Source organism: Dietzia sp. Cai40, from assembly GCF_014145165.1.
In the GTDB taxonomy this organism is placed as follows: Bacteria; Actinomycetota; Actinomycetes; order Mycobacteriales; family Mycobacteriaceae; genus Dietzia; species Dietzia natronolimnaea.
Map to the genome: position 1 here is coordinate 1 of NZ_JAALEB010000414.1, position 13,100 is coordinate 13,100.

General features: G+C 70.1%; 10 protein-coding genes and 1 pseudogene. 10 read left to right on the forward strand and 1 reads right to left on the reverse strand.

Going from position 1 to position 13,100, the window contains the following annotated elements; all coding sequences use genetic code 11:
* From G6022_RS14645 to G6022_RS14675, 7 genes and pseudogenes are all read left to right on the forward strand, one after another.
* Nucleotides 1-685, forward strand: a pseudogene (locus tag G6022_RS14645) (hypothetical protein); the annotation flags it as partial.
* A gap of 262 nt (nt 686-947) precedes the next feature.
* Nucleotides 948-5,549, forward strand: coding sequence for a glutamate synthase large subunit (gltB, locus tag G6022_RS14650; RefSeq protein ID WP_182639105.1), 4,602 nt, complete (start codon nt 948-950; stop codon nt 5,547-5,549).
* Nucleotides 5,542-7,014 (forward strand): glutamate synthase subunit beta, encoded by a 1,473-nt coding sequence (locus G6022_RS14655; protein ID WP_182609888.1) that lies wholly within the window; start codon nt 5,542-5,544, stop codon nt 7,012-7,014. The genes gltB and G6022_RS14655 overlap by 8 nt, the downstream gene beginning before the upstream one ends.
* Nucleotides 7,015-7,127: 113 nt before the next feature.
* Entirely contained in the window at nt 7,128-7,511 is a 384-nt protein-coding gene (locus G6022_RS14660; protein ID WP_182609887.1) for a hypothetical protein, read from the forward strand.
* An 88-nt stretch (nt 7,512-7,599) separates the two neighbouring features.
* Entirely contained in the window at nt 7,600-7,836 is a 237-nt protein-coding gene (locus G6022_RS14665) for an RNA-binding S4 domain-containing protein (protein WP_182609886.1), read from the forward strand.
* A gap of 5 nt (nt 7,837-7,841) precedes the next feature.
* Nucleotides 7,842-8,387, forward strand: coding sequence for a hypothetical protein (locus G6022_RS14670; RefSeq protein WP_182609893.1), 546 nt, complete (start codon nt 7,842-7,844; stop codon nt 8,385-8,387).
* A 98-nt stretch (nt 8,388-8,485) separates the two neighbouring features.
* Nucleotides 8,486-8,869, forward strand: coding sequence for a hypothetical protein (locus G6022_RS14675; RefSeq protein ID WP_182609885.1), 384 nt, complete (start codon nt 8,486-8,488; stop codon nt 8,867-8,869).
* Nucleotides 8,870-8,930: 61 nt separating this feature from the next.
* Here the strand turns inward: G6022_RS14675 and rraA are convergent, their stop codons facing one another.
* Nucleotides 8,931-9,413, reverse strand: coding sequence for a ribonuclease E activity regulator RraA (gene rraA, locus G6022_RS14680; protein WP_179524199.1), 483 nt, complete (start codon nt 9,411-9,413; stop codon nt 8,931-8,933).
* 134 nt (nt 9,414-9,547) lie between these two features.
* Between rraA and G6022_RS14685 the strand changes: the two genes are divergently transcribed.
* The 3 genes from G6022_RS14685 to G6022_RS14695 all read left to right on the forward strand — a co-directional run.
* Nucleotides 9,548-10,714 carry an amidohydrolase family protein gene (locus G6022_RS14685; RefSeq protein ID WP_182691855.1) on the forward strand — a complete coding sequence of 389 codons (1,167 nt, stop codon included), beginning with the start codon at nt 9,548-9,550 and terminating at the stop codon, nt 10,712-10,714.
* A complete protein-coding gene (locus tag G6022_RS14690) occupies nt 10,711-12,231 on the forward strand; it encodes a phospholipase D-like domain-containing protein (protein ID WP_182639709.1) in 1,521 nt (506 codons plus the stop codon). Before G6022_RS14685 ends, G6022_RS14690 begins: the two co-directional genes overlap by 4 nt.
* A gap of 110 nt (nt 12,232-12,341) precedes the next feature.
* Nucleotides 12,342-13,100 (forward strand): hypothetical protein (locus G6022_RS14695; protein WP_182691857.1); only part of this gene is annotated, 759 nt, incomplete at its 3' end.

The window sequence follows — 13,100 nt, forward strand, 5'->3', positions numbered from 1 at the left end:
GTCGGAGTCCGGGTCGGATGAGGGCTCCCTCGAGGGGTCGCTGGCCCTTCCCGTCGCGTCGGTCGCCGGGTCGCTCGCTCCGCTGTCGGCGGGATCCGAGGCCGGGTCGTTGGACGGCTCCCTCGAGGGCTCGCTGGAGCCCGGGTCGCTCGCCCCGCTCTCGGCGGGGTCCGAGGCCGGGTCGTTGGACGGCTCCCTCGAGGGCTCCCTCGAGCCCGGGTCGCTCGACGACGGTTCGTTGGAGGGCTCGCTCCCGATGGGGTCCCTGGAGCCGGGTTCGGTGGAGGGGTCTCTCGCCCCGATCGGGTCCCTGACCGCGTCACTCGCCCCGTTGGGTTCGACGGCCGCGTCGGTGGCCGGTTCGGTTCCGATCCTGCTCCCGGTGGTCCTCATCGGCGGCTCGATCGCCGCCGCACCGATGATCGGGCAGTCCGTCATGGATCTCGGACTGGCCCTGCCGCCCCTGCCCGGGATGCCCGTCGCGCCCCCCGCGCCGGTCGCGGTTCCCGAGGCGCCGCCGGCTCCGGGGCCGGTCACCCCCAACGGTCGCGGTGGTGAACCGGGCGCCCAGGGTGGGGTCGCGGTCACCGCCAACGCGGCCATCGTCACCACGGGTTCGCTCGGCGACTACGAGGTGGCGCTGCCGGACGGCGTCACCCTGCCCCCGTTGCCGTTCATCCGGTGATCTGACACCCCAACTGCCCCGCTCCGAGTGGTCCACTCGGAGCGGGGCAGTTGCCATTTCGGGAGCGAGAGAGCCCGTGACCTGAGAGAAATCTCACAGGGTGGAATCCGTGTCCCACGTCAGTCCGCGTCGATTGACGAAACCCAATTGTGCGGCTACCCCCTTTTCCCCATATTATTTGCGGGCCAGAGCACCACGGTGATCTGAGTGCGGGTGCTCCAGCCACCACGGAGTCCGCCCGTCGACAAACGAAGGCGAGCAGATGATGACGACTCCCGGCCCCAGAGGCCTGTACCGCCCTGAATATGAACACGATTCCTGTGGTGTCGCGTTCGTCGTGGACATGTACGGACGTCAGTCCCGGGACATCGTCGAGAAGGCGATCGCCGCGCTCGTCAACCTCGAGCACCGGGGCGCTGTCGGCGCCGAGGCGAACACCGGTGACGGCACGGGTCTGATGATCCAGGTACCGGACCGGTTCTTCCGCGAGGTGATGCGCGAGGAGCAGGACCTGGAACTGCCCGAGGCCGGTGCGTACGCGACCGGCCTCTGCTTTCTCCCCCAGTCACGGATGCTGGCGATGGACGCCAAGCGCCTGGTGGAGAGGATCGCCGCCGAGCAGGGCGTCACTGTCATCGGATGGCGTGAGGTCCCGGTCGACGACTCGACGGTCGGCGCGATCTCCCGCGACGCCCAGCCGACCATCCACCAGATCTTCGTCAAGGCCGCGGGTGCCGACGGCGCCCTGCTCACCGAGCTCGCACTCGAGCGCAAGTGCTTCGTGGTCCGCAAGCGGTGCGAGCACGAGCTCGGATCCAAGGGGCCCGGCAAGGGCGACCTGGGCTCGGAGACCGTGTACTTCCCGTCACTGAGCCCCCGGACCTTCGTCTACAAGGGCATGCTCACGGAGAAGCAGCTCCTCGAGTTCTACCTCGACCTGCAGGACGAGCGCGTGGAGTCCGCCCTGGGCATCGTCCACTCCCGCTTCTCCACCAACACCTTCCCGGCCTGGCCGCTCGCGCATCCGTTCCGCTACGTCGCGCACAACGGGGAGATCAACACCGCCCGCGGCAACGAGAACTGGATGCGGGCCCGTGAGTCGCTCATGTCGAGCGAGCACATCGAGGACCTGTCGGCGGCCCTGCCCATCTGCACCCCCGGTGGATCGGACACCGCGCGGTTCGACGAGGCGCTCGAGCTGCTGACCCTCGCCGGCCGCACTCTTCCGCACGCCGTGCTCATGATGGTGCCCGAGGCCTGGGAGCGTCACGAGACCATGGACCCCGCCAAGCGGGCGTTCTACGAGTACCACGCCTCGCTCATGGAGGCCTGGGACGGTCCGGCGTCGATCACCTTCACCGACGGCACCGTGATCGGAGCGGTTCTCGACCGCAACGGCCTGCGCCCCTCGCGGATCTGGGTCACCGACGACGGTCTCGTCGTCATGGCCTCCGAGGTCGGCGTCCTGGACATCCCGCAGGACAAGGTGGTCACCAAGACCCGCCTGCGGCCCGGCCGCATGTTCCTGGTCGACACCGCCGCGGGGCGGATCATCGACGACCAGGAGATCAAGGAGCAGCTCGCCGCCGAGCACCCCTACCAGCAGTGGCTCGACGAGGGCATGGTCCGACTCGGCGACCTCCCCCAGGTCAGCCAGGAGATCATGAGCCACGAGCGCGTGGTGCTGCGGCAGCGGGTCTTCGGCTACACCGAGGAGGAGCTCCGCATCCTCGTCTCCCCGATGGCCGGTGTCGGCGCAGAGGCGACCGGGTCGATGGGTACCGACACCCCGCTTCCCGTGCTGTCCCAGCGGGCCCGGATGCTGTTCGACTACTTCGCCCAGCGGTTCGCGCAGGTCACCAACCCGCCGCTCGACGCCATCCGCGAAGAGCTCGTCACGAGCTACGGGGTGACGCTCGGTCCCGAGGGCGACCTCATCAACCCCGGCCCGGACTCCTGTCGGCAGATCAAGCTCGACAACCCGATCCTGGGCAACTCCGAGCTCGCCACGCTGCGGGCGGCGGGGGACTCCCGCCCGGCGCTTCGCGCGGTGACCGTCCGCGGTCTGTACAACGTCGCCCACGGCGGGCGGGGCCTGCGCATCGCGCTGGACCGCATCCGGCGCGAGGTCTCGGACGCGATCGAGGACGGTGCCGCCGTCATCGTGCTCTCGGACCGTGAGTCCGACGAGCGCAACGCGCCCATCCCGTCGCTGCTGTTGACCTCCGCCGTGCATCACCACCTCGTCCGCGAGAAGACCCGCACCCGGGTCAGCCTCGTGGTGGAGTCGGGCGACGCCCGCGAGGTGCACCACATGGCGGTGCTGTTCGGCTACGGAGCCAACGCCATCAACCCCTACATGGCCTTCGAGTCGATCGACGAGCTCGTCAAGACGGGCGACCTCGCCGGGATCGACACGGTCGAGGCCTGCGCCAACTACCGCAAGGCGGCCGCCAAGGGCGTGCTCAAGGTGATGTCCAAGATGGGCATCTCCACGCTCGCCTCCTACACCGGCGCCCAGCTGTTCGACATCACCGGGTTGTCGCAGGAACTGTGCGACGAGTACTTCACCGGCTCGGTCAGCCCGATCGACGGGATCGGCCTCGACGAGATCGCCGAGGACGTGGCCCGTCGGCACCGCTTCGCCTTCCTGCCGCGTCCCGAGGAGGCCGCCCACCGCGAGCTCGAGATCGGTGGCGAGTACCAGTGGCGGCGCGAGGGCGAGTACCACCTGTTCAACCCGGACACGGTGTTCAAGCTCCAGCACTCCACGCGGTCCGGCCGATACGAGATCTTCAAGGAGTACTCGCGGCTCGTCGACGACCAGTCGGAGCGTCTCGCCACGCTGCGCGGTCTTTTCGAGCTCAAGAGCACCCGCCCGCCGGTGTCGATCGACGAGGTCGAGCCGGTGTCGGAGATCGTCAAGCGGTTCTCCACCGGGGCGATGAGCTACGGCTCCATCTCCGCGGAGGCGCACGAGACCCTCGCGATCGCGATGAACCGCCTGCACGCCCGGTCCAACTCGGGTGAGGGCGGCGAGTCCATCGCCAGGTTCAGCCCCGACCCCAACGGGGACTGGCGCCGGTCGGCCATCAAGCAGGTCGCCTCCGGCCGGTTCGGTGTGACCAGCAACTACCTGGCCAACTGCACCGACATCCAGATCAAGATGGCCCAGGGCGCCAAGCCGGGCGAGGGCGGCCAGCTGCCGCCGGGCAAGGTGTACCCCTGGGTGGCCGAGGTCCGTGGTTCCACGCCGGGCGTCGGGTTGATCTCGCCCCCGCCGCACCACGACATCTACTCGATCGAGGACCTGGCGCAGCTCATCTATGACTTGAAGAACGCCAACCCCGAGGCTCGGATCCACGTCAAGCTCGTCGCCGAGCAGGGCGTGGGAACCGTCGCGACGGGCGTGTCCAAGACACACGCCGACGTGGTGCTGATCTCGGGCCACGACGGTGGCACGGGTGCCTCGCCGCTGACCTCGCTCAAGCACGCCGGTGGACCGTGGGAGCTGGGCCTGGCCGAGACCCAGCAGACGCTGCTGGTCAACGGGCTCCGCGACCGCATCGTCGTCCAGGTCGACGGGCAGCTCAAGACGGGGCGCGACGTGATCGTGGCGGCGCTGCTCGGTGGCGAGGAGTTCGGGTTCGCCACCGCGCCGCTCGTCGTGGCCGGCTGTGTCATGATGCGCGTCTGCCACCTCGACACCTGCCCGGTGGGTGTGGCCACCCAGAACCCGGTGCTGCGCGAGCGGTTCAACGGCAAGGCCGAGTACGTGGTGAACTTCATGGAGTTCGTCGCGCAGGAGGTCCGCGAGTACCTCGCCGAGCTGGGCTTCCGGTCCCTCGACGAGGCGATCGGACACTCCGAGTGCCTCGACAAGTCCCGTGCGTTCGCCCACAACAAGCGGGCGGCCAAGCTGGACCTCGAGCCGGTCTTCGCCCAGGCGGACTCGCCCTTCATGCACCAGGACCTGCGCTGCACCAAGCAGCAGGACCACAAGCTGGAGGGAGTGCTCGACCGCACGCTCATCGAGGACTTCCGTTCGGTGCTCGTCGACCCGTCGTCCGGCCCGGCCACCGGTCGGTACCCGATCTGCAACGTCAACCGCTCGGTCGGCACCATGCTCAGCCACGAGATCTCCAAGGCGTACGGGGCCGCAGGCCTGCCGGACGGGTCCATCGACCTCACCTTCACCGGTTCGGCGGGCAACTCGTTCGGGGCGTTCCTCGCCGCCGGCGTGACCCAGCGTGTCTTCGGTGACGCCAACGACTACGTGGGCAAGGGACTGTCGGGTGGTCGGATCGTGGTCCGGCCCGCCCTGGACGCGGCCCCGGACTTCGTGGCGGAGGACAACATCATCGCCGGGAACGTGATCTGTTACGGCGCGACCAGCGGTGAGATCTACCTGCGGGGAATGGTGGGCGAGCGCTTCTGCGTCCGCAACTCCGGCGTCACCGCTGTGGTCGAGGGCGTGGGTGACCACGCGTGCGAGTACATGACGGGTGGTCAGGTCGTGGTGCTCGGGTCGACCGGGCGCAACGTGGCCGCCGGCATGTCGGGCGGTGTCGCGTACTTCTACGACCCGGACGGGCAGCTGCCCGTGAACCTCAACGACGAGCTCGTCGAGATCGAGGAACTGCTGACGGAGGACGTCGAGTTCCTGCACCGGATCGTCGAGCGGCACGCCGCCGAGACCGATTCGACCCGGGCGCGGGAGATCCTGTCCGGTTGGGCGCAGAACGTGAATCACTTCGTCAAGATCATGCCGCGCGACTACAAGCGCGTGCTGCTCGCCATCGAGCAGGCGGAGAAGGACGGACGCAACGTGGACGAGGCGATCATGGAGGCCGCAAATGGCTGACCCGAAGGGCTTTCTCAAGCACACCGAACGGGAGCTCCCCGAGCGTCGTCCGGTGGATCTGCGGATCATGGACTGGAAGGAGGTCTACGAGTCGACCACCCTCCCGGAGGACGACCTGAAGACCCAGGCCAGTCGCTGCATGGGCTGCGGCATCCCGTTCTGTCACCAGGGTTGCCCGCTCGGCAACATCATCCCGGAGTGGAACGACCTCGTGCACCGCGGGCGGTGGGACGCGGCGGTGGATCGTCTGCACGCCACCAACAACTTCCCCGAGTTCACGGGGCGGCTCTGCCCGGCCCCGTGTGAGGGCTCCTGCGTCCTGGGCATCAACCAGCCGGCGGTGACGATCAAGCAGATCGAGGTGGAGATCGCCGAGAAGGCATGGGAGGACGGTCCCATGGATCCGGTGATCCCCTCGTTCCGCACCGGCCAGTCGGTGGCGGTCGTGGGTTCCGGCCCGGCGGGGTTGGCGGCCGCGCAGCAGCTCACCCGCGCCGGGCACTCGGTGACGGTCTTCGAGCGCGATGACCGTATCGGTGGTCTGATGCGCTACGGGATCCCCGAGTTCAAGATGGAGAAGGAGATCATCGACCGGCGCCTCGCCCAGATGGAGGCGGAGGGCACGGTGTTCCGCGCCGGCGTCAACGTGGGCAAGGACATCACCGCCTCACAGCTGCGCGGCGAGTTCGACGCGGTCGTCCTCTGCGGCGGCGCCACCATGCGACGGGACCTCCCGGTCCCGGGTCGCGAACTCGACGGGATCCACCAGGCGATGGACTACCTGCCGCTGGCCAACAAGGCCGCGGTCGGTGACCCGGTGGTGGACTCCGACGGCCTGCCGGAGATCCACGCGCGGGATAAGCACGTGATCATCATCGGCGGCGGCGACACCGGCGCCGACTGCCTGGGAACGGCCACCCGCCAGGGTGCGAAGTCGGTCAAGAGCTTCGAGATCATGCCCAGGCCGCCCGCCACCCGTGCCGCCTCGACCCCGTGGCCCGTGTACCCGCTGATGTTCCGCACGGCGTCTGCGCACGAGGAGAACGGCGAGCGGGTCTACAGCGTCTCCACCGCCGAGTTCCTCGGCGAGGGCGGCCATGTGACAGCGCTCAAGGGTTCCGAGGTCAAGATGGTCGACGGGCGCTTCGAGCCGGTGCCCGGCACCGACTTCGAGTACCCGGCGGACCTGGTCCTGCTGGCCATGGGGTTCACGGGCGCGCAGAAGACCGGATTGTGCTCCGACCTGGGCGTGGACTTCAGCGACCGGGGCAACGTCGACAGGGACGACACGTACGCCACCAACGTCGACGGTGTGTTCGTCGCCGGGGACATGGGACGTGGCCAGTCCCTGATCGTGTGGGCGATCGCCGAGGGGCGCGCCGCCGCGGCCTCGGTCGACCGCTTCCTCATGGGGGAGACGGCCCTCCCGTCGCCCGTTCGACCCACGGACGTCGCACAGCGCTGACCGGGGGACGCGCGCCCGGGGGAGCACGGCGGGGTATCGTTTCGCCTTAATAGAACCTAAGATGTGAGGCAATTCGATCCAGGCCACCCCGGCCGCCGTCACGGAAGGCATACATGGTCCGCCGTCGCCCTGCCGCCGTGTCCGGTGCCGTGTTCGTCGGCCTGGTCGTGGCGCTCGTGGTCGCGCTGTGGCTGTCGGTCGCGATGATCGGTGGGCCCGCGGCCTCCGCACAGGGGACCGGCTCCGGGGCGAGGGTCGAGGTGACCGATCTCCCGGTGCTCAGCGAACTCCCCCCGCTCCCGGTGGAGGGGGACTCGCCGGACGCCGGGGACGGCCCGGACTCGTCCTCCCTGGGCATCTCCGGGGTGCAGACCGTCGCGCTGGGCCTGGCCGCCGCGGTCCTCATCGCCGGCGGGATGGGTCTGGCACTGGTCACGAGGCGTGGTCGTGCGGTGCCACCGGAGGAGCAGGCCCCACCCTCTGGTCCCGCCCCCTGACGACGGGGCCGATAGGCTCGGCGGTATGAGCCGCCATATCGCAGGACGCGGACGGGCCGCGCGGGTGACACCGCCGGCCGGTCCACCAGTGGACGACGTCGAATGTGATCTGGGCAGCAAGCTCACGCTCGGCCAGTTCCTCAAGCTGGCCTCGCTGCTCGATTCGGGGGCGGAGGCCAAGGACGCCGTCGCGGCGGGCGCGGTCAGCGTCAACGGGGAGGTCGACGTGCGGCGCGGTCGCGGACTGGCCGACGGCGACGTGGTGGCGTTCGGTGGCCGCGCGGCCCGCGTGGTCGCCCGTGACGGGCAGGGGAGGCCTCAGTGAACGAGATGACGTCCGGCGCCGTGCCGGCCCCGGTGGTGCTGCACGACGACGACCCGGGGGCCCGCCGCTACGCGGACTGGGTGGCGGAGGAGTTCGACGCCCGCAGCTCCCACCACGACGCCGTGGATCCCGCCGAGCTCGTGGTGGCCGGGACGGTGGTCCTGGTGACGGGCATGCGTCCGGGTGGCGGTCTGGGCGGCTCGGGGTTCATCAAGGACAACTGGGAGGCGCTCGTGGAGGCCGGTCGCCGGGTCGCCGTCGTCATGGTGGGCCCCACCCCGGTCACCGACGACGCCCGGATCGACCTGATGTCGAGCGAGTTCTCCGCCGACCAGCTCCGGGACCTCAAGCTGTTCCAGTTGCGCGGCGTGGTGACCCCCGACCAACTCGGGTTCCGGCAGCGGCTGGGGATCAAGACCGCGCTGGCGGCACTGCGCCGCAAACCGGATCTCACCCCGGAGGAGCAGTCGATGCTCGAGCTGGGCGGGCTGGATCTCACCGACCGGGTCTCCCTCGGCCCGCTCCTGCGGTGGATCAGACGCGAGGCATGACCCGTCCGGGGCGCCGGTCGCGGACGGTGTGATACCCGTTACACTTCGTGAGGACAGCCCCACGCCCGGGTGGGGTGCCTACCCGGAGGTTTCCCGACATGCGCACCACCCTGCTCGCCGCGGCGTCGTCCGCTCTGATGGCCACCGCCCTGCTCTCCGGGGCCGGGTCGGCGACGGCGGCGCCCGAGGAGCCGACGGACCCGTTCTGCGTGTGGATTCAGACGATGAACGGCGCCCGGTGCATGTCGGTCGATCCCGCGACCATCGACGCGCTCGGCAGTCTGGGCTACGGCTCCCTCGGCACAGGCTCGCTGATGAACCTGCTGACGACGCTCATCAACACCGGGTCCGTCGTCCTCTCCGTCGACGTGCCCAACTCGACCGGGTCGTACGCGCCCGGGTCGTTGGGCAGTTACGGGCCGGAGGCCTCGATCGGCGAGCTGTCGGTCGGCTCGGTCGGCACCTTCGCGGGCGCGTCCTGATCCGCTGACCGCTCGGCGACCCCGTCGGCCGCCACGCCCCGGCGTGGGGTGCGCGCCGGGGTCAGCGCACCACGATCCCGTCGGAGTCCGCGTAGAGCATGTCGCCGGGGACGAAGTCGACCCCGCCGAAACTCACGGTGACATCCCGCTCCCCGGCGCCCGTCTTGGACGACTTGCGGGGGTTGGTCCCGAGGGCCTTGCACCCGAAGTCCATCGTGCCGATCACCGCGGAGTCGCGGATCGCGCCGTGGACCACCACGCCGGCCCAGCCGTTGGATCGACCGAGTTCCGCGATGAGGTCGCCGACGAGCGCCGTGTGCACACTGGCATCACCGTCGATCACCAGGACCCGACCCTCTCCGGGCTCACCCAGAACGCTCTTGAGCAGCGCGTTGTCCTGGAAGCACCGGACCGTGGAGACCGGGCCGAAGAACTCGGTGCGGCCGCCGAGGTCGCGGAACTGGGTGTCGCAACTCCGGACGCCCTCGCCGATCTCGTCGACGAGGTCGGCGGTGGGGACGAATCCGGTGGGGGTGTCGGTCATGGCGGGCCCTCCTGGTCTGAGTTCGGTCTCCCTCCACGCTATCCGGCGACGCTGCCCCGGAAGACCTCGGCCGTGGGGGACAATGACGCCCGAGGGTGTCACCGAAATCCGTCTAGACGTAGGAGGACCGATCCGTGGCCAGGTACGAGCTCCTGATCCACGCCCGCCGCGCCGTGGTCGACGGTCGTATCCAGCAGGCGGCGGTCGCGGTGGACGGCGGCGTGATCTCCTCCGTGCGGACCGGGTCCGAGGCGCGGGACATCGGGTTGGCGGGTGATCACACGATCGATCTGGGTGACGACGTCGTTCTGATGCCCGGGCTGGTGGACCCGCACGTGAGCACCGAGGACGTCGCGGTGGGCACCCGTTCGGCCGCCCTCGGGGGGATCACCACCGTGGTCGACTACGGGACGAACGGCGACCCGTCGGCCACCGACCCGGAGCAGGTGGACCGGTGGCGGGAGGGGGTGACCGGCGAGTCGTCCGTCGACGTGGGCCTGTGGGGTGCCGCGGTGCCCGGCAACCTCGGACGGCTCGGCGCGTTGCTCGACCGGGGGGTGTTCGGGATCTCCGCCGTGGCGGACGGGAAGGGCGTGGCGGGAACCCCCACCCTGAACAGTGAGGACCTGGCGGCGGCGGCGGAGGAGGTCGCCGGCCGCGGCGGGCTCTTCGCCGCGGACGCCGGCGTCGAGGACCTCCCGGTACTGCTGGACGTCTGTCGCCGGACCGGTGGTCGGCTGCACCTGCGGGCGGTCGCCGACGCCGAGGAGCTGCCGCTGCTGCGGGGGGCCAAGGCCGAGGGGCTGCGCGTGACCGCCTCCACGAGCCCGCACCTGCTCGCCCTGGTCTCGGAGGTCACCCACGGGGGCGTGGCCGCCGCCGACCTTGATCCCCCGATCCGGGACGCCGCCACGCGCGAACTCCTCTGGGACGCCCTCCGCGACGGCACCGTCGACGCGATCGCCTCCGCCCGACTCGGTCTCTCGGTGGTGTGGACGGAAGCACGCCGGAGGGGGTGTGATCTCTCGGACGTGGCCGGCTGGATGTCCGGGACGACGGCCGCGATCGTCGGTCTCGAGGACCGGGGGGAGATCCGGACGGGTATGAGGGCCGACTTCACCGCCGTCGCGGACGACGAGGCGTTCGTCGTCCTCCCCGGTGCCCGGGAGCTCGGTTCCGCCGACTCGGTGTACGCGCAGAGGGCCCTGGCGGGAGTGGTCCGCTGGACCATGACCGACGGCCGGTTCGTCGATCCCCGCTCCCTGCCCCGGGGCGCCGTCCTGTCCCGATCCGCCACATGAACCCCGCCGTCGACCGACTGGCGTTCCTCCCGTTCCCGGCGGGCGTGACCTCGGCCCTGCTCATCACCGAGTACGCCATCAAGATCCTCGCCCTGGGCATGGTGCCGGAGAATCGGCAGCCCTCCTCCTCTCAGGCCTGGTTGCTGGCGATCCTGTTCATCCCGATCGTCGGCGTGCCGCTGTTCCTGCTGCTGGGAAACCCGTACATCACCGGCCGACGGCACGTCATCCAGGCCGAGGCCAACCGGCTCTACGAGGAGGCGCTGGAGAAGTGGCCCACGGTCCCCGACAGCGTGCGGATCCCGTCCGGGGTGCGGACGGTTCTCGAGATGAACCGGAACCTCACCGCGATCCCGTGCATGTCCGGCGAGTTCGTGGGGCTGTACTCGGACTACGCGGCCTCGCTCGCCACGATGACGGACGCGGTGCGGTCCGCCCGGGACCACGTGCACATCGAGTTCTACGCCCAGTCCTGGGACGACGAGACCGACGAGTTCTTCACCGCCGCGGTCGAGGCGGCGGAGAGGGGGGTGACGGTCAGGGTGCTGGTCGACCACCTCGGGTCCCTGCGGTACCGGGGCTTCAAGGTGCTACGACGGAGGTTGCGCCACTCGCCGGTCGAGATGCACCTCATGCTGCCGATCAACCCGTTCGTCGGGAGGTTCCGCCGGCCCGACCTGCGCAACCACCGCAAGATGCTCATCGTCGACGGCGACCACGGGTTCATCGGCTCGCAGAACCTCATCGCCCGGAACTACGGTAGCCCCCGCAACACCCGCCTCGGCCGGGAGTGGGTGGACCTCATGATGGAGGTCCGGGGTGAGATCGTCCAGGCGATGAACGGGGTGTTCGCGGTGGACTGGTACTCCGAGAGCGGTGAGGTCATCGAGACCTTCGAGGAGCTCTCCCGCGGCACGTCGGTCGGTGCCGGAGGCGCGGGAGGCGACCCCACCGCCGGCGACCCGGTCAGCGCCTTCCAGCTCGTCCCCTCGGGGCCCGGATACCGCACGCAGCCGAACCTGCGCATGTTCACCCAGCTCATCGGCCAGGCCGAGCACAGGATCAGGATCGTCAGCCCGTACTTCGTCCCGGACGAGGCGTTGCTCCACTCGATCACCTCCGCGTCCTACAGAGGTGTCGACGTGGAGTTGTTCGTCCCCGAACACGCGGACCAGTTCATGGTCCACCACGCCCAGCGGTCCTACTACCGTGCACTCCTCGAGGCCGGGGTGCGGATCAACAGGTTCCGCTCGCCGGCGGTACTGCACACCAAGATGATGTTGATCGACGACTACGGCGGTGTGGTGGGGTCGAGCAACATGGACCAGCGGTCGTTCAACCTGAACTTCGAGATCAGCCTGCTGGTGCTCGGCGGGGAGGCGCTGACCGAGATGAACGACGCGGTGGACGCCTACCTCGAGGAGAGCACGCCTCTCGGCCTGGGTACCTGGCAGCGCCGTCCCTGGCCGGGGCGGTACGTCGACAACGTCGCGCGACTGAGTTCGGCACTCCAGTAGGGGCCGGCCCCGCGGCGGGGCCCGGCCCGGCAGTCCGGATCGGCCCTGTAGTAGTACGCTTTGCGTGCGTGGGCCGGTAGGGCCCTGCTCATGACGAGAGGCCAGCACAGATGCCCCAGAACCGTGGTTCCGGACTCCGGACCAGGCGCATCGGCGCCGTCGTCGCCGCGACCGCCCTGGCGGCGGTCGCGACCCCGGCCGTGGTGCACGGCCAGGAGACCTCGGGTTCCGACTCCTCGGTGCCCACCCAGACCGGCAACAGCAGCGTCGACGGCTTGACCGGCCTGATCCCCGAGGAGATCGTGGTCGGCAACCCCGGCTTCGGCGCGGGATCCGAGGGGTTGCGGGACATCGGGAGCGGAGTGGTGCCGGACACCGCGCTGTCCGTCGGCCAGGTCCTGGGCTCGGTGGCGCCGCTCGAGGCGCTGGGGTCGGCGGGCGGATCCGCGGTGGCCTCCGTGGCCTCCTCCGGCAGCCTGCCCGGGTCCGTCTACGTCAACCCGACCGGCTCGATCGGGTCGGGCACCATCGGGCTCGGCTCGCTCTCGATCCCCGAGTACATCTTCCCGGTCCTCAGCGTGCAGTTCGCCGGCGGGTTCTTCGCCGCCCTGGCCGAGCGCCAGGAGGCCGGAGAGCTCTACCCGCACGAGCTGACGTTCTGGAACGACGTGGTGGTGGGCTCGGCCGAGGCCGGCGGGTTCCTCGAGGACGCCGCCGCCGACGCCGGCACCGAGCTCCCCGGCGCACTGGCCGGAAGCATCGACGCGGTGCAGCGTTCCGCGTTGCAGGATCCGTTCGAGGAGAACGAGCGGCGCAGGGCCATCGCGGAGGCCGCCGCGGAGGCGGAGGCCGCGGGCGAGGCGGGGGCC